This window comes from Gardnerella sp. DNF01151, assembly GCF_049244235.1.
Classification (GTDB): Bacteria; Actinomycetota; Actinomycetes; order Actinomycetales; family Bifidobacteriaceae; genus Bifidobacterium; species Bifidobacterium swidsinskii.
The window spans coordinates 744,864-763,808 of sequence record NZ_CP058389.1 but is presented as its reverse complement, the minus strand read 5'-3'; the positions used below and the strand labels follow the sequence as shown (position 1 = coordinate 763,808).

The 18,945-nt window shown below is 40.6% G+C and carries 11 protein-coding genes and 1 tRNA gene; 4 read left to right on the top strand and 8 right to left on the bottom strand.

All coding sequences use genetic code 11. From position 1 onward, the window contains the following. Positions 1 to 5 precede the first annotated feature (5 nt). A complete protein-coding gene (locus HXT37_RS03240; protein ID WP_004111352.1) occupies positions 6 to 137 on the bottom strand; it encodes a lacticin 481 family lantibiotic in 132 nt (43 codons plus the stop codon). A gap of 967 nt (positions 138 to 1,104) precedes the next feature. After that, positions 1,105 to 2,667 carry a glutamine-hydrolyzing GMP synthase gene (guaA, locus tag HXT37_RS03235; protein WP_064621521.1) on the bottom strand — a complete coding sequence of 521 codons (1,563 nt, stop codon included), beginning with the start codon at positions 2,665 to 2,667 and terminating at the stop codon, positions 1,105 to 1,107. 402 nt (positions 2,668 to 3,069) lie between these two features. Here guaA and HXT37_RS03230 point away from each other — a divergent pair, with 402 nt between their 5' ends. The 3 genes from HXT37_RS03230 (at position 3,070) to HXT37_RS03220 (ending at position 8,897) form a co-directional block, all read left to right on the top strand. Continuing rightward, positions 3,070 to 5,547 carry a phosphoketolase gene (locus HXT37_RS03230; protein ID WP_004111342.1) on the top strand — a complete coding sequence of 826 codons (2,478 nt, stop codon included), beginning with the start codon at positions 3,070 to 3,072 and terminating at the stop codon, positions 5,545 to 5,547. A gap of 263 nt (positions 5,548 to 5,810) precedes the next feature. After that, entirely contained in the window at positions 5,811 to 7,517 is a 1,707-nt protein-coding gene (gene pta / locus HXT37_RS03225) for a phosphate acetyltransferase (protein WP_102703028.1), read from the top strand. A 150-nt stretch (positions 7,518 to 7,667) separates the two neighbouring features. Then, a complete protein-coding gene (locus HXT37_RS03220; protein WP_162863123.1) occupies positions 7,668 to 8,897 on the top strand; it encodes an acetate/propionate family kinase in 1,230 nt (409 codons plus the stop codon). Positions 8,898 to 8,977: 80 nt separating this feature from the next. Here HXT37_RS03220 and aroA read toward each other — a convergent pair whose 3' ends face one another. Both aroA and HXT37_RS03210 read right to left on the bottom strand, forming a co-directional pair. After that, a complete protein-coding gene (gene aroA, locus HXT37_RS03215) occupies positions 8,978 to 10,339 on the bottom strand; it encodes a 3-phosphoshikimate 1-carboxyvinyltransferase (RefSeq protein WP_064621524.1) in 1,362 nt (453 codons plus the stop codon). Positions 10,340 to 10,421: 82 nt separating this feature from the next. Beyond that, a tRNA-Pro gene (locus tag HXT37_RS03210) sits at positions 10,422 to 10,495 on the bottom strand. Between the two features lie 184 nt (positions 10,496 to 10,679). Between HXT37_RS03210 and HXT37_RS03205 the strand changes: the two genes are divergently transcribed. Then, positions 10,680 to 11,783 carry a hypothetical protein gene (locus HXT37_RS03205; RefSeq protein ID WP_012914066.1) on the top strand — a complete coding sequence of 368 codons (1,104 nt, stop codon included), beginning with the start codon at positions 10,680 to 10,682 and terminating at the stop codon, positions 11,781 to 11,783. A 106-nt stretch (positions 11,784 to 11,889) separates the two neighbouring features. Here HXT37_RS03205 and glgX read toward each other — a convergent pair whose 3' ends face one another. From glgX to HXT37_RS03185, 4 genes are all read right to left on the bottom strand, one after another. After that, the gene (gene glgX / locus HXT37_RS03200; protein WP_012914065.1) at positions 11,890 to 14,019 is read right to left on the bottom strand and encodes a glycogen debranching protein GlgX; all 2,130 of its coding nucleotides are present in this window, start codon (positions 14,017 to 14,019) and stop codon (positions 11,890 to 11,892) included. Between the two features lie 81 nt (positions 14,020 to 14,100). Then, positions 14,101 to 14,985: a Nif3-like dinuclear metal center hexameric protein gene (locus HXT37_RS03195; protein ID WP_102703026.1), complete on the bottom strand. Its 885-nt coding sequence runs from the start codon at positions 14,983 to 14,985 to the stop codon at positions 14,101 to 14,103. Positions 14,986 to 15,006: 21 nt separating this feature from the next. Continuing rightward, positions 15,007 to 18,054: a DNA polymerase I gene (polA, locus tag HXT37_RS03190; RefSeq protein WP_421779748.1), complete on the bottom strand. Its 3,048-nt coding sequence runs from the start codon at positions 18,052 to 18,054 to the stop codon at positions 15,007 to 15,009. A 79-nt stretch (positions 18,055 to 18,133) separates the two neighbouring features. Next, the gene (locus HXT37_RS03185) at positions 18,134 to 18,922 is read right to left on the bottom strand and encodes an ANTAR domain-containing response regulator (protein ID WP_004111325.1); all 789 of its coding nucleotides are present in this window, start codon (positions 18,920 to 18,922) and stop codon (positions 18,134 to 18,136) included. Between the last annotated feature and the right edge of the window lie 23 nt (positions 18,923 to 18,945).

Genomic DNA, 18,945 nt, shown 5'->3' with positions numbered 1-18,945 from the left:
TGGTCTTAACAGCAGGTTAACAAGAATTGCCAAGTGTTCATATGGCATTCATGAGTCAATGTATGCATGACTCCATCTCCAGCACCGAGAATTTCATCTAATTCAGCATCTGTAATCTCAACAAGTACATCTTTCATGTTCGTCTCCTTTGAGGTATCCAAATAAAATAATGTAGTCAATAGAGATTAGGAAGAACTTCACCTATTCCTAGTTACTTAGGACAATTTAATAATCACAAATATAAAAGTGCCTATCCATCAACATGCATATTTTGTCCACTATAGGGTACATGTAGTTCTATGCATAAGATATATATCTTCATGTTAGTTTTTGATACATGCAACTCACCTAGGCTATTGAATACACAGCATCATAAACATTCCTCATACTAAAATGATAGCTTTTAAAACATATCTACAAATAACTTCACCACTCAACAACGTTAGGGATCCTCTTCAAACAATACAGGAATAGCTAAGTTTGTCATAGCCTATGTCTTTGCAAAATAAAAACCTCTAGAGTAAAACACCAACTATTAATGATCCGTGCACACAACTCGGATTATAGGCGAAAAAAATTCGATGAGGACCAGACAAAAGACAACTTTTATTGAAAACTCCCATTTATAAGAGTATAAAAAACTTTTCATATTACTTTTGCAAAACAGCAAACAAAGAATCATAATATTTAAACAACAAATATAAACAATAATTCAATCTATAGATTATAGATAAATATCTATTAATTGATACGTATTATCCAAGATCTTTACCAATACAGAACTAATTATAATCATGATACATCAAATAAGAAATGAAAAAGTTACAATACAAAATCATTAACAGATATACTTTCTGCAACTCACTCTGATACTACATGTGCCCCTTTTCTAAACATTTATAGGAAAGGGGCACACATATCCACGTCATTTTAAAAACACACTGGTAATAGTAAACGCGACTCATAAAATAAAACTTCTAAAATTAAGCATGCTACTTTTGAAAGTCATTGACAATCTATTTCAGTTATAAACAAATTAATTTATATAATCTTAATTTAAGAAGACTTAAATAATCGTTACAGATTACATATTTACTTTGACGGTCACTCCCACTCAATCGTGGCAGGCGGCTTAGAAGTTACATCAAGCACTACACGATTAATTTGACGACATTCATTCGTGATTCGAGTAGAAATATTTGCCAATACATCGTAAGGCACACGAGACCAATCAGCTGTCATGGCATCCTCAGAGCTCACAGGACGCAAAACAATTGGAGAACCATATGTGCGCTCATCACCCTGAACACCAACAGAATGAACATCAGCAAGCAAAACAACTGGGCATTGCCAAATATCGCGATCCAATCCAGCTTTAGAGAGCTCTTCGCGCGCAATAGCATCTGCTTCACGAAGAACAGCTAAGCGTTCGCGTGTAATCTCACCCACAATACGAATACCTAAACCAGGACCCGGGAATGGCTGACGCCAAACAATTTCATCTGGAAGTCCAAGCTCAGTTCCAATAGCACGAACTTCATCCTTAAACAAAGTACGCAAAGGTTCAATAAGCTTAAACTTCAAATCTTTTGGCAAACCTCCAACATTGTGATGAGATTTGATATTTGCAGCACCATCACCACCACCGGACTCAACTACATCCGGGTAAAGTGTGCCTTGCACAAGGAACTTAACTTCAGCTCCAGTTTTACCAGCTTCTTCAATAACTTGACGCTGAGCTTTTTCAAAAGTGCGTATAAACTTTTCGCCAATAATCTTGCGCTTGCGCTCCGGCTCACTCACGCCTTTAAGTGCGTTCAAAAAGTCATCTTCTGCATCAACTGCAATAAGTTTAATGCCTGTTGCTTCAACAAAATCATGCTTAACCTGCTCAACTTCGCCTTTACGAAGCAAACCGTGGTCAACAAAAACGCAAGTAAGCTGATTGCCAATTGCTTTATGCACCAATGCTGCAGCAACAGCAGAATCTACGCCACCAGAAAGACCACAAATAACTTGTGCATTCCCAACTTCTGCGCGAATCTTAGCAACCTGATCTTCAATAATGTTAGAAGGATTCCAATTATTATCTAATCCTGCACACTTATGTAAGAATGTAGATATAAGTTCCTGACCCAATGGAGTGTGTTTAACTTCTGGATGCCATTGCACACCGTAAAGTTTGCGACTTTCGTCTTGCATTGCTGCAACTGGAGCACCTTCTGTGTGAGCCAAGACCGTAAAACCTTCTGGAGCACGCTTAACAGCAACACCGTGACTCATCCAAGTATTCTGCGCAGATGGAGATCCGGAAAGTAAACCTTCAGAATCATCAATAGTTGCAGCAGTCTTGCCATACTCACCAAGTGCAGCTTTATCGACATCGCCACCAAGCTCATGAGCCATTACCTGGAAGCCATAGCAAATACCAAGAACCGGTACACCTGCTTCAAAAATCTTTGGATCAATGTCAGGAGCACCTGGTTCATAAACAGAAGCAGGACCACCTGAAAGAATAATAGCTTGAGGATCCTTAGCAAGCATTTCGTCAACTGGCATAGAGTGAGGAACAAGTTCTGAATACACATTTGCTTCGCGCACTCGACGAGCAATAAGCTGAGCGTATTGAGCGCCAAAATCAACGACAAGCACTGGTCCTTTTGCCATGATTCTCCTTATATATAAGTTCTAATACGATTCAACTTATAATAGTGAAACTTTGCGACGTTACGTAATTACAAAACGCCGAAAATTAAACACAAAAGTTACACGTACAGTCTAACACTGCAAAATAACGTTGACAGATTTTTGTGCGAAACGCTTAACTATAAAGTATAAAATGAACATTAAATATAACATAATCTATACAAATGGCTCATTTTTTACGCACATAATCACACATTTTTTCAACACAAATGCACGAAGAAGTAACCAAACGAACAAAAGTCAGACGCTGGCACTATACTGAAACGGATGGAAAAAGAGCTGTAATACATTTGTTTTCCAGTCTCTATAACCAAATGGTAATGATCAAATTGCACTGAAAAGTGCTTGAGTACAGGAGTACACATGACGAGTCCTGTTATTGGCACACCTTGGAAGAAGCTCAACGCTCCAGTTTCCGAGGCAGCTATCGAAGGCGTAGACAAGTACTGGCGCGTTGCCAACTATCTTGCAATTGGCCAAATTTATCTTCGCAGCAACCCTCTAATGAAGGAGCCGTTCACTCGCGAAGACGTTAAGCATCGTCTGGTGGGCCACTGGGGCACCACTCCAGGTCTTAACTTCCTTATTGGCCACATCAACCGTTTCATTGCTGACCACCAGCAGAATACCGTGATTATCATGGGTCCAGGCCACGGCGGCCCAGCTGGTACTGCTCAGTCCTACCTCGACGGTACTTACACTGAGTACTATCCAAAGATTACAAAGGACGAAGCTGGTTTGCAGAAGTTCTTCCGCCAGTTCTCTTACCCAGGCGGTATTCCTTCTCACTTCGCTCCTGAAACCCCAGGCTCCATCCACGAAGGTGGCGAGCTTGGTTATGCACTCTCCCACGCTTACGGCGCTGTTATGAACAACCCAAGCTTGTTCGTTCCAGCAATCGTTGGCGATGGTGAAGCTGAGACCGGTCCTTTGGCTACCGGTTGGCAGTCCAACAAGCTTGTGAACCCACGTACCGATGGTATCGTGCTTCCAATCTTGCACTTGAATGGCTATAAGATCGCTAACCCAACAATTCTTTCCCGTATTTCCGATGAGGAGCTTCATGAGTTCTTCCACGGCATGGGTTATGAACCATACGAGTTCGTTGCTGGCTTCGACGATGAGGATCATATGTCCATCCACCGTCGCTTTGCTGACATGTTCGAAACTATCTTCGATGAAATTTGCGATATTAAGGCTGAGGCTCAGACTAACGATGTAACTCGTCCTTACTACCCGATGATTATCTTCCGCACTCCAAAGGGTTGGACCTGCCCGAAGTTCATCGATGGCAAGAAGACCGAAGGTTCTTGGCGTGCACACCAGGTGCCACTGGCATCTGCTCGCGATACCGAAGCTCACTTCGAGGTTTTGAAGAACTGGATGAAGTCCTACAAGCCTGAAGAGCTCTTCGATGAAAAGGGCGCTGTGAAGGAAGACGTTCTTTCCTTCATGCCAAAGGGCGAACTCCGCATTGGTGAAAATCCAAACGCCAACGGTGGTCGTATTCGTGAAGATTTGAAGCTTCCAAAGCTTGAGGATTACGAAGTCAAGGAAGTTAAGGAATTCGGTCACGGCTGGGGTCAGCTCGAAGCTACCCGTCGTCTTGGCGTTTACACTCGTGACATCATCAAGAACAACCCAGATTCCTTCCGTATCTTCGGACCAGATGAGACTGCTTCCAACCGTTTGCAGGCTGCTTACGAAGTAACCAACAAGCAGTGGGATGCTGGCTATCTCTCCGGCTTAGTCGATGAGCACATGGCTGTTACCGGTCAGGTCACCGAGCAGCTTTCCGAGCATCAGATGGAAGGCTTCCTCGAAGGTTACTTGCTCACCGGTCGTCACGGCATCTGGAGCTCCTACGAGTCCTTCGTACACGTTATCGACTCCATGTTGAACCAGCACGCAAAGTGGCTTGAGGCTACCGTTCGTGAGATCCCATGGCGTAAGCCAATCTCCTCTGTGAACTTGTTGGTGTCCTCTCACGTATGGCGTCAGGATCACAACGGCTTCTCGCACCAGGATCCAGGCGTAACCTCCGTGCTCTTGAACAAGACCTTCAACAACGATCACGTAATCGGCATTTACTTCCCAGTAGATTCCAACATGTTGCTTGCTGTTGCTGAAAAGGCTTACAAGTCCACCAACATGATTAATGCTATCTTCGCTGGTAAGCAGCCAGCTGCTACTTGGTTGACTCTCGACGAAGCTCGCGAAGAGCTCGAGAAGGGTGCTGCTGAGTGGAAGTGGGCTTCCAACGCTAAGAACAATGACGAAGTTCAGGTTGTTCTCGCTGGTGTTGGCGATGTTCCACAGCAGGAATTGATGGCAGCTGCCGACAAGTTGAACAAGCTTGGCGTTAAGTTCAAGGTTGTTAACGTTGTTGACTTGCTCAAGTTGCAGTCCGCTAAGGAAAACAACGAAGCTTTGACTGACGAAGAGTTCACTGAGCTCTTCACTGCTGACAAGCCAGTCCTCTTCGCTTATCACTCCTATGCACATGACGTTCGCGGCTTGATTTATGATCGTCCAAACCACGATAACTTCAACGTTCATGGCTACAAGGAGCAGGGCTCCACCACAACGCCATACGATATGGTTCGTGTGAACGACATGGATCGTTACGAGCTTACCGCTGAAGCATTGCGCATGGTTGACGCCGCTAAGTATGCCGACGAAATCAAGAAGCTCGAGGACTTCCGCCTCGAAGCCTTCCAGTATGCAGTCGACAAGGGTCTTGATCACCCAGACTACACCGATTGGGTATGGCCAGGCGTTAAGACCGATAAGCCAGGCGCTGTCACCGCTACCGCTGCAACCGCAGGCGATAACGAGTAGTTTTAAGCTGATAAAGCTAAAATTGGTTAGCTAAAACATTTCGGGAGTCAATCGAAAGATTGGCTCCCGTTTTGTGTATTAAAACAAACAATGCAATAAAACTAGTTATATGCAAAATAAATTACATTTATAATTACTATTTTGTGCGTGTACAACATAGATAAGCCGTACAATAGAAAAAGTTTGTTTATATTGCAAAATGCAAAACTTACATTAACAATATAAACCTAGCAGTAACACGAAGTATCAAAGGAGAACGCATCGTGTCGCATATTAATGTAACAATTATCGGCAACGAAGATATGTACGGCAGAAATGCTGTTGCATTCGGAATAACACATATTCTGTCTAATAACTACAGCACTACTGTTTTTCGTCCATGCGCTCAACCAAATGACACTTTTACTAAACAACTTTTGGGTATCACAAATACTTCAACGAAATTAGAGCAAGTTATTGCAACAACTCCAGAAATAGTTAGAACAAATAAAGACACAGTGCGAGGAGATATCGTTGCGCGCTATAACGAATTGTTGCAATCCACCTCTGCTCAAGCTTCTATTATTGTTTCTAGTGACGCAAACCCAGCATATGATCCAGAACTGTTTTCTTTCGACGCAACTGTTGCAGCTGACTTGGCATCACCTGTTTTTCTCACAGTTTCAGCTCAAGGCAGAAACTCACAACAAATTTTACAAACTATAGATTCTGCAAATGCTTGTGTTCTTAAATCATGCACACAAGTTTTAGGAGTATTTGTTACAAACTGCGATCCAGAACTTGGAGCTGAGTTAATGCGTGACTATAGCTCTAGGAATTATGCAAACTCAAACGACGAAGCATCCCGAGTAAGCCAAACTCCATTATGGGTTTTGCCATCAATAGATGAAGAAACTAAAAATTCTTCATTAGAAACATTCGTAAATTGCGTTCGAGAAAATGATGTTCTTAATGCTCTCCACCAACCATTTAAAGTTCCAACTACACCTTATGCTTTCCAATACAGTTTATTAGGGAAAGCAAAAGAAAATAAGAAAACTATAGTTCTTCCGGAAGGAGAAGAAGATCGTATTCTTAAAGCAGCAAACTATTTGCTAGAACGTGATATTGTAAATCTAATTATCATTGGAGAACGCGAATCTATTCTTGCTCGAGCAGAAGAACTAAATCTCAATTCTCTTTGCAAGGCTAGTTTCCAATCTATGCACGATGAGGCAATGCTAAGCCATATGATTACAAAACTTTGCGAATTAAGAGCAAAGAAAGGAATGACAGAAAAGCAAGCGCGTGAACAATTAACAGATGCAAGCTACTTCGGCACCATGCTAGTAGTACTAGGTCAAGCAGACGGTCTTGTTTCTGGTTCAGTTAATTCAACCGCTAACACTGTACGTCCTGCTCTTCAAGTTATCAAAACTAAGCCTGGTTCTAAGCTGGTTTCTGGAGCATTTCTTATGTGCTTCAAAGATCACGTATCTGTATTTGCAGATTGTGCAATCAACCCAAATCCTAGTGCAGAACAGCTTGCTGATATTGCTATTCAGTCTGCACACACTGCTGAGACTTTCGGACTCAACCCTAAAGTTGGAATGCTATCCTATTCAACGCTTGGTTCAGGAAAAGGGCCAGATGTTGATACTGTAGAGGAAGCAACACGCATTGCGAAAGAAAAAGCACCTGATTTAGCAATTGTTGGATCTATACAGTTTGATGCAGCATGGTCTCCTACAGTTGCTGCAGCAAAAGCAAAAAATAATAGTATTGCTGGTCATGTGAATGTATTTGTATTCCCTGATTTATGCGCAGGAAATATCGCTTATAAAGCCGTGCAACGCTCTAGCGGAGCACTGGCTGTTGGTCCAATTTTGCAAGGATTAAATAAGCCTGTAAATGATTTGTCTAGAGGAGCTTTAGTACAAGATATTATTAATACCGTTGCTTTAACCGCGTTAGAAGCACAATCAGAATAAACATAATAAAGCTCCTAAAACAGCACCACAGTGCATACACGATTTTTAGGTATTGCATTGCACTCAATATCTTTAAGTTTGTAGGAACTTAACGCTAAACTAGAGCGTGGCAATTTATAAGCCTTATCAATACTTATGGAGGATGCCCACATGGCAAAAACCGTTCTTGTTATCAATTCTGGTTCCAGTTCGATTAAGTATCAACTCGTTGACTTGGAAAGCGGTGAAGGTATCGCTTCCGGCATCGTTGAGAAGATTGGCGAGCCAGTTGACGGACACTACAAGCACGTATTCAATAGCGAAAAGCATGAGTTCGATGAGCCAGTTCACGACCACGAGCAGGGCTTGAAGCGCGTACTTGGATTCTTCGAAGAATATGGTCCAAAGCTTTCAGAGTCTGGCATTGTTGCTGTCGGTCACCGCGTTGTTCAGGGTGGCTTAACATTCCCTAAGCCTGCATTAGTCAATGAAAAGACAATCAATAAGGTTAAGGATTTGGCAGTTTTGGCTCCACTTCACAACGGCCCAGAAGCTGTTGGCGCTGAAGTCATGACTGAACTTTTGCCAGATGTTCCGCAGATTATGGTATTCGATTCTTCCTTCTTCCATGCTTTGCCACAGGTTGCAGCAACTTATGCTTTGAATAAGGAAATTGCAGACCGCTATCATATTCGTCGTTATGGTGCTCACGGCACTTCTCACGAATACATTGGCTCTGTTGTTCCAAGCGTTGTAGGTAAGCCTGCAGAAGGTTTGAAGCAGATTGTTTTGCACATTGGTAACGGTGCTTCTGCTTCTGCTCAGATTTCTGGTAAGCCAGTTGAAACTTCTATGGGCTTAACTCCACTCGAAGGCTTAATGATGGGCGGTCGCACTGGCGATATTGACCCAGCTGTAGTGTTCCACCTTATTCGCAACGCTCACATGAACGTGGACGAACTTGACACTCTCTTCAACAAGCGTTCCGGCATGATGGGCATGACTGGTCACGGCGATTTGCGTGATATTCACAAGCTCATCGCAGAAGGCGATGAAAACGCTAAGCTCGCTCTCGGCGTATACGTGCACCGCATTGTTGGATACATTGGCAACTACACTGCTCAAATGGGCGGCGTTGACGTCATTACCTTCACAGCTGGTGTCGGCGAAAACGACGAAATCGTGCGCGCTCGCGTATGCGAAAAGCTTGAGCCATTCGGCGTTAAGCTCGATAAGGAAAAGAATTTGGTTCGTTCTAAGGAGCCACGCGTTATTTCCACTCCAGACAGCTCTGTGATTATTGCTGTAATTCCAACGAACGAAGAGTTGGCTATCGCACGCAAGGCTGCAGCTATTGCTGAAGCTGGCGAAGATAGCTACGGCAACAAGTTCAAGCACTAAATTGTTTGCGCTTAACTGCGTAGAACAAACAAATAAATAGATATAAATAATCCCGGGTCAAAAAGGCTCGGGATTATTTGTTATTCAAGCATTTTATGCCACATGCCTGGAAAATCAGGAATCGTTTTGCGAGTAGTAGAAATATTTTTGATTCTCATATTTTCTATGCGCAATCCAAGCATTGCAGCAAAAGTTGCCATTCTGTGATCCGCATAAGTTTCCATTACTTCCCCATGCATATGATTACTTGGCTCAATACGAATTCCATCTTCGAGCTCTTTAGCGCCAATCCCAACTCGATTCAATTCATTAACTAACGCTTGCAAACGATTCGTTTCATGCCCTCTCAAATGCGCGATACCATGAAGTTCACTTGGACCGTCCGCAAAAGCGAGAATAGCTGCAATACTAGGAGCAATCTCCCCTGCTGCACTCAAATCAAGATATGGAATTGCTTTAATCGCACTATCGCTTTCCACATGCATTATTCCAGCATCATCACCTGTTTTTTCAAAATTAACTTTTGCACACATTTTTTCTAATATTCCAGGAAGCAATCCTCCAGGTTGAGTTGAAGAAAACGGCCAATTAGGCATACTGACACTTCCTCCAGCAATCAATGATGCTCCTAAAAATGGCGCAGCATTAGAAAGATCAGGCTCTATAGTAACAACGTTAGCTAGATTTATTTTACTCTCTTTAACATGCCACATTGCGTTGCTAGTCATATTTACAGACCCACCCGCTTTGCAAATATCGTCCATAGTCATGCGAATATGTGGCATACTTGGCAATGTGTCACCAATATGTTTAAGCTCTAATCCACCAGGAATACGTGAACCAATCAGAAGCAGCGCAGAAATAAATTGTGATGATGAAGAAGAATCAATTTGCACGATTTTTTCAGAAAAATTATTTATTTTAAATTCGACTGAAGGTGGCGTAATAGTAAAAGGTAAAAAACCCTCTTCTTCGTGATATTTTACGCGAGCACCAAGCTGCTCTAAACCGTCAAGAACTGGCTTCATAGGACGAGCATAAGCTTGCTTATCGCCATCAAATCGCACAGCTTTATTTGCAAATAAAGCTAATGCTGCAACGAAACGCATTACAGTTCCAGCTAAACCGCAATACACTTCAGCATTATCTGAAACCCTAAAAACTCCGTCTTCTGGAGGAATTACACGAAGCTTAGTTCCATCTTCATTTAATGACTCACATCTAACGCCAAATGTAGATAAAGCGTTAATCATAAGATCCGTGTCGCGCGAGCGCAATAATCCTTGTAAAACTACTGATTTTGTGCCCAAAGCTGCCAAAATTAAATAACGATTCGACAAAGATTTACTGCCAGGAACCTCAATATAAGCTTTTAATTGATGATTAGCATACGGTGCTTTCCAAGGAGTAGTGCAATCTGCAATATCGTTAATATCACTCATACTATGAATACTATCGATTAACATGTACTGCTAAATAAGAATAAAAAAGCAAAAATACGCATATTTCATTAGATATAAAAAGTCGGGGTGACAGGATTCGAACCTGCGACATCCTGCTCCCAAAGCAGGCGCGCTACCAAACTGCGCTACACCCCGAGACTTTTGAACTGATTACCAGTTCCAAGCACAATCAATTACAATAGCGCACTTTGCAGACAAATGCAAATTACGACACACGTATTATGAAAATTTTTTCTTCATTACAAAATTCAACTAGCAAAACTCATTACTAGCTACCAAACGATACAATAGAATTAGTTTGAAGAAAAAGGGGCTAAGTATGGGACGCTTCCAGCGAACAGAGGCAATGGGCTTAATATCATTCATAGTTTGCGCAGCTTGTGGAATGATTATTATGAGAATGTATATGGTAACAATGCCAGCGTTTTGGCAAATTAGTCAGCGACTATTCCTTACAGCTTCAACTATTGTGTCTTTGTGCAGCGTAGGCGCTTTTATTGTTGGATACTTGCGTACAAATAAAAAAGTTATCAGCCATCACTTAATTCGAGTAGCTAAGCATGCGTTTGAAATAACAGCACTTTCTACGATTTACGGCGCGACAATGTTTCTTATGTCTTTTGCTTTGCTATCTATTATTAATAGTATTATTGGCAGAGCAGCAATGAACAGTTATTTACCAGTATTATGCTCAGCATTATCTGGAATTGTTGGATACGCAACTCTTATTCAAGCTGAACTTCTCGAAGCTAAAACAGTGGCTTCTCTCCTGCCATTATTCGTTATTTCTGGAGCTGCAACTGCAGGTCTTACGACAGATGATCCGTACTGGTATAACAATAATTTCTCTCAACTTGGAGACCGCACAACATTTGCAGCTAGTATGTTTAATGCAACACTTGTTTTGTCAGGAATTTGCATTATTATAACGAGCTACTTTGCTATTACTGAATTCGTTGCAACGCAGCATGAAATGCTGCAACACAATAGCCAAAAACTAATTAAATACTTCAAGATGCGCACAACTGTTATGGCAGCTTTGCTGATTCTTGGAGGAATATCGTTTATTGGAATAGGAACTTTTAGATACACACCACATCCTTTCTTACATGATTTGTGTGCTCGAGGAGTAACAGGATTAATTTGCACAATGCTTGTATGTCTTCCATGGCTTGCGCCTAAGCTTTCTCGCACATTCTATATTGCTTCCGATTTAGCGGTTATTCTTACTGCGTGGGCAGGAAATCAGTGGATACATGGAAATAATACTCTTACAAATGTTGAAGCATTATCGTGTCTGCTATTTCTTGGATGGATTATTGTATTTTCACGACAAGTTGCGGCTATGCAAAGCGATCGTCTTCAATCAAAAATAAATCAAGCTTTAGTATTAAATAGAAGCTCAAAAGCACAAATAGAATAAGAACAAAAGATAATTAAACTAACAAAAGCAGCGTAGAAACTTAAATTTCTGCGCTGCTTTTAGTTTTTTACAAGTCACGAAATTCTTTACAAATAAAACATAATATTTAATGTTCTGGTTTATGCTCACTCATAAGAAGCAAGAAACTACGAGATTGTGCAACAATATTAAATCCTGCCTCATATAACAATTCTGGACCCTTTGGATTATATGTGTCCACAATCAACTTCCACTTCTCACCATAACGTTTATCTGGCAAAGTAAAAGTAATAGGTTCATAATGCGCATTAAAAATAAGAATAAAGTCATTATCAACCATTCTCGTTCCATACCAGTCAGTTTCTGGAATATCCGAACCATTCAAATAAATCATCACAGATAAAGCATGAGTATTTGACCAGTCCTCCATATCCATAACAGTACCGTTATGATCAAGCCATTCAACTTGTGGAATATCGCTTACATCATCTCCAGCAGAACGACCCGTAAAGAAACGACGACGATGCAACACAGGGTGCTTTAATCGCAAGTGAATAAGCTTGGAAACGAAATCGAACATATCTCGTTGAGTTTCGTTATAATCCCAACTTATCCACGAAATAGCGTTATCTTGACAATAAGCATTGTTATTGCCCTTCTGCGTACGCATGACTTCATCACCAGCGCATATCATAGGAATGCCCTGGCTCATTAAAAGAGTTGAGAACAAATTACGTATTTGACGTTCACGCAATTCATTAACATCGTGAATATTAGTAGGTCCTTCAACACCGCAATTCCACGAACGATTGTCGTTCGCACCATCGCAATTGCCTTCCTTATTAGCTTCATTATGCTTTTCGTTATAGCTAACTAAATCGTTCATAGTGAAGCCATCGTGAGCTGTAATAAAGTTCACGGAAGCTACAGGCTTTCGTCCATTTTGCTCATATAAATCTGAGCTACCCATAAGTCTACTGGCAAATTCAGGTAATGTAGATGGTTGTGAACGCCAAAAGTCGCGGACACAATCGCGATATCTTCCATTCCATTCGGACCAACTTGGAGGGAATCCACCAACTTGATATCCACCAACACCAATATCCCAAGGCTCAGCGATAAGTTTTACACTTGAAATAATAGGATCCTGCTCAATAATGTCAAAGAATGCAGAAAGTTTATCTACTTCTTGGAACTGACGCGCAAGAGTTGCTGCTAAATCGAAACGGAAGCCATCAACATGCATTTCAGTTACCCAATAACGCAAACTATCTGTGATCAATCGCAATGCTTTCGGAGAACGCATAAGTAAGGAATTACCAGTACCGGTAGTATCAAAATAGTGACGCTGGTCATTATCTACAAGGCGATAATATGCGCGATTATCAATACCACGGAAACTCAAAGTAGGGCCACGGTCATTGCCTTCAGCAGTGTGATTGTAAACCACGTCTAGAATAACTTCCATACCTGCAGCATGATATGCCTTAACCATTGATTTAAATTCGTTAACCTGCTCTCCGCGCTGACCAGAACTGGAGTAAGAATTTTGAGGAGCGAAGAAACCAATAGTATTGTATCCCCAGTAGTTACTTAATCCTTTATTTTGCAAGAAAGAATCATTTACAAACTGATGAATAGGCATCAATTCTATTGCAGTAACACCAAGCTTCCTTAAATAAGAAATAACGCTTGGATGTGCAAGTCCAGCATAAGTGCCTCTAATATCTGGAGGAACACGTTTATCAAGATTAGTCATTCCACGAACATGAGCTTCGTAAATAACAGAATCATGATACGGAATCATAGGATGCTGATCATTACCCCAATCAAAATACGGGTTAATAACTGCAGCCTTCATCGTATGGTCTGCAGAATCCAAAGTATTCATTGCTGAAATATCATCTGGATTATCAAACCAATACGAGAAAAGACTCTCATCACCGTCTATATTTCCTTCAATCGCCTTGGCATATGGGTCAAGCAACAACTTATGAGGATTACACCATAAACCATGAGAAGGATCATAAGGTCCGTGAACACGATAACCATAACGCTGACCAGGCTGTATGCCTGAAACATAGTTATGCCACACGTATGAGTTCTGCTCAGTCATATCAATACGTGTTTCGTTATCATGCTCATCAAATAAACATAATTCAACGCGCTTTGCAACTTCGGAAAACAGCGCAAAATTCACGCCAGCGCCATCATAGTTTGCGCCAAGCGGATACATGGAACCTGGTCGTATATGCATAATATAAGTATCTCATATATTCGAGTAGTTTTCACGTCATGTTGACGTTATTTAAAAAAAGATTGAATTTAAATGAAAGCCTCAATTAATAACGTAATTCCATGGATCGCAAGCTTCACCTAACCAAGCAACTTCTGGACGCTCTCCATACATTTCTTCTATGCAATCAGCAATATCATTAATCGCATAAGTAAACCACAATGATTCAATAGCACTATGAGAAGTGTTAATAATCATAGGATATGTGTGTTGAATGTAATCTTCACCAGAAGAAAGACGCAGTTTCGATTCATATTTAGCTCGCTCAATTGCATCAAGTGCAGGATGATGACGCAAATCGCTTGTAACATATACGTCAACTTTTTCCTTGCGAACTTCATCTAACAAGCTTTCCCCAGAACCAGGCAAAACAGCTACTGTACTAACTTTCGCATCAAGATTTCCAGCAACTTGAACACCAACTTTTGTATGAGGAAGAACGTTAAAAACACTTTGCGCAAAATCACGCAATGATATTGGCACATCCAAAACACCAATTCTGCCTAAGCCAATGTTACGTCCAGCAGAATCAATCTGTTTAGAAACAACAATTGGACGCAAATTATGAAGACCAAAATACTCTGCCGCAGCATGAGCAACTCCGCGCCACGCGACATCTGCATTAGTGTGACCAACCCATAGCGCACAATTATTACTAATTAAGCGCTGCACAATTTCGCCACGAACAGTTTCGTTTGAAACTCCATGCACAGCTTTGAAAAATAGCGGATGATGAGTCACTAATAGGTTTGCACCCATTGATAACGCTCGATCAACTGCGCTAATCGTAGGATCACTAACACATACGATTCGCTGAATTTGGGAATTCAAGTCTCCAACAATAAGACCAGGCTCATCCCACTCTTCAGCAAAGCTTAATGGGTACAATGTTTCTATAGCTTCAATTACTTTGCTTAATCTAATCATTTCTTCTACCTTTAAGCAGTGCTAATGCGCTGCTAGTTGCCAATCTACACCAACTCCAGTAGAAACATTAAGAGGAACATCTAAATGCACAGCATTTTCCATAGCTTTACGCACAATATTTTCTACCTGCGCTTGCTCACCATGTGAAATTTCCAGAATCAATTCATCATGTATTTGCAATATTACGCGGCTGCGCACTTTTGCTTCACGCAATCCCAAATCAACACGAAGCATAGCAAGTTTCATAATATCTGCGGCAGTACCTTGTATTGGAGCATTAAGAGCTCCGCGCTCAGCAGCTTCACGAGATGCACGATTATTGGAAGAAAGTTGCGGGAAATACCTACGTCGACCAAACATAGTTTCTGTGTACCCAAGTTCTTTTGCCTTCGACACAAGAGATTCCAAATAGTCATGAACATTGCCAAAAGTATCAAAATACTTATTCTTCAACATTTCAGCTTCAGCCGGACTAATAGAAAGTTGTTTTGCCAGCCCATAAGTACTCAATCCATATGCCAATCCATAGCTCATAGCTTTTACGTGAGAACGTTGATCCGGACTTACTTGTTCAACAGGAATCTTATAAACTAAGCTAGCAACATATTTATGAAAATCTACGCCGGAACGGAATGCTTCAATAAGAGTTTTATCATGAGATGCATGGGCCATAATACGAAGCTCAACTTGTGAATAATCACAACTCATTAAATATTCAAATTCTTCTCCTGGAACAAAAGCAGCACGAATTTCACGACCAGCAGCATTCCTATTAGGAATATTTTGAAGATTAGGATCAGCAGAACTTAAACGACCAGTTGCTGCAATAGTCTGCTCAAAAGTTGTATGGATGCGCCTATCGTCATAATGAGCTGCATCAATTAAACTTTGCACAATCTGTTTCAATTTATTAGTTTCGCGATGTTTAAGTAAAGCACCCAAGAATTGACTTGCAGGTTCTTCGGGATCGAGTTTAACGTACATAGCTTGCAAAGCTTCGGCATTAGTCGTGTACGAGCCATTCTTTGTGCGACGAGTAGGTTTAAGACCAAAATGCTCAAAAAGTATTTGTTGCAACTGCTTAGGGCTTTGTAAATTAACAGAACTACCTGCAACTTTCCAAGCCATATTTTGCGCAAACTCAGCATCTGCAGAAAATTGCTTAAGCATACTACTTAAACGTTGCATATCAACTGCAGCACCGACGTCTTCCATGCCACGCAAAACTCGCGAAATAGGCATTTCCAAATCAGTCATCAAACCAGTTTGTTTTCTATCATCAAGTGTTGAAGCAAAATGAAGAGCCAAAAGACGAATAAGAAGCGTAGTTCTTAAGAATTTAGCTTCACACGCTTGAGTTTGCTTTTCATTAGTTTCTTCTTCACTAGCTGGCATTCCATCGTCAATAAGAAGATCAAGCTCACCCTGCTTAGCTTCATTTTCACCCAAATTATCTTCATCTGACTGAATATCTAAATAATGTTCAGCCATATTTTCTAACGTTTCAGCTCGAAAATCAGGCTCCAATAAATATGATGCCAATCGAGTATCAAGAAGTGGAGTGCCAAATGAATTATTCGAATCGAATAATTTTAGCGATTTTAGCAATCCCAAATGCTTTTTATAATCATGCAATACTGTTATTGAGGAATTTTTTTGCAAGAACTTTCGTAACATCTCAAGCAAAGCTTGATCTGACGATTGCAAATCAGTCGTATATAATATTGCAGCTTTATTAGCAATAAGAATTATTAAACAATCTGCAATCAACTCAAAATGATGTTTTGAATTCTTATTGCACTCATGAGCGTATATTACAACTTCTTGATTTTTCAGTATAGGTTCGGCACATTTACGAGAATTATTTATAATTTTTTCGGAATTTAATTCTTCAAAAGTATCTTCAGTATTTTTTGAATCTTTCTTTATTTTTGTATAAAGCAAAGAAGAAACTGAATTCTCCCAATCAATAAAGTCCTCTACAGTTTTAACATGATGTAAGTCAATGCCTGCTAGCATTTCTTGAAAATTTTCTGCGTCAATATTTGATTGAGCACTTTGAGCTAGCTTATCGTTATTAGCGTCACCTTCATACGTAGACGAAAACATTATACGCATATTATTTTCGATAGATTGTTGCATACCGTTGCTAAAAGTTTTGAGAATCTTTCTCTTTTTTAATTCGCCAAATTCAAGTTGAGACAGCAAGATTCCTAATTTTACAGCATCAACATCACCAAAGCACAAATCATCTACAGTTACGCCTAGATCCAAATCGCAAACTAAAGCATTAACTTTACGGTTTAAACGAACTTGATCAATATTTTCTCTTAAAGCTTCTCCCTTTTTACCGCTAATCTCATTCGAATGTTCAATAATATTTTCTAGGCTGCCGAATTGATTAATCCATTTAGCAGCGTACCCATCTCCAACACCTGGAACTCCTGGAATATTATCTGCAGTTTCTCCTCTTAACGCTGCTAGATCAGGATATTGCTTAGGCGTAACATGATATTTTTCATAAACAGCATTCTTATCCATTTTTTTTAAGTCTTTAAAATGCTGTCCTGGATATAAAACAGTAATATTGTCATCTATAAGTTGGAATGCATCACGATCGCCAGAAAGTACTAAAGTTCTATAACCGGCATTCGAACCCATTACTGCAAGAGTGCCAATAACATCATCACCTTCATAACCGGGTTTCTCAATATAAGTGACACCAAGAGCTTTAAGCATCTGTTGAATGATAGGAAGCTGCGAAAGAAGCTCCTGTGGAGCAGCATCACGAGTACCTTTATATTGAGGCAGCATAGTATTTCTAAAAGTTCCACCTTTAACGTCAAAAGCAATAGCTAAGCGGTCAGGCTTCTCTTTTTTTACAACCTGTGAAAGCATAGTAATAAATCCCCAAATGGAATTTGTTGCTTGCCCAGAGCGAGTAGAAAAATTATCTGCAGATATTGCAAAAAAAGCACGGAACGCAAGAGAATGGCCATCGACAACCAACAACGTTCCTTTCTCATTCTTAAGTTCCGAAGAATGTTCTTCAACGATGTCGGTATTCACTGTTGACTACTCACCCACGTTCCGTAAATTACTAATAAATAACTATGCACTTATATAAAAATGAATAAATATAACCCTACTAATTTTCAGATGAAGATTCTACTTTATCATCGCTATACTTTGCAATAATAGCCATTGCAAGACGCTTCTTAGGGATACGCTGATCCATAGAAGTTTTTTGAATCCAGCGGAAAGCACCCTGCTCAGAGAATCCAGCCTTATCCATAAGAAGACCTTTAGCACGGTCTACAAGCTTACGTTCTTCTAAAGTATCTTCAGCTTTCTTCAACTTTTCTTCTGTTTTCTTCAACTGATCTTCAGCATCGTGTAACTTGTTTTCTGCACGCTCAACACTATCTAATAAATCGTTGATTTCACTAAAGCGACCCATAGCAACTTCCAAAGCAGGAAGAAGTTTAGATTCTTCATATGGCTTAGTAACGTACGCCATCGCTCCAGCACCAGTTGCTTGTTTTACTAAATCTGACTGTGAAAAAGCAGTGAGCATTACTACAGGAGCAATATTCTCATCACAGATTGTTGCAGCGGCAGTAATGCCATCCATAACAGGCATCTTAACATCCATGCATACAACATCTGGATGATTTTCACGAGTCAACTCAATAGCTTCTTGACCGTTAGCAGCCTGACCTATAACTTGATATCCGTTATCTTCAAGCATTGCAACTAAATCCATACGATTAACTGATTCATCTTCTGCAACTACTACAGTACGAATATGATTGGCCTTTTTTTCTTTAGCTTCTCGCTGAACAGCTTCATCATCTGCAGCTTTGCGCAGCTCATCATCAGTAAGTACCTCAGGCATTGCTGGCTCTGTCCCTTCATTTTCATCCATACCTGGCATATCCAAAACCTCACTTCATTGCC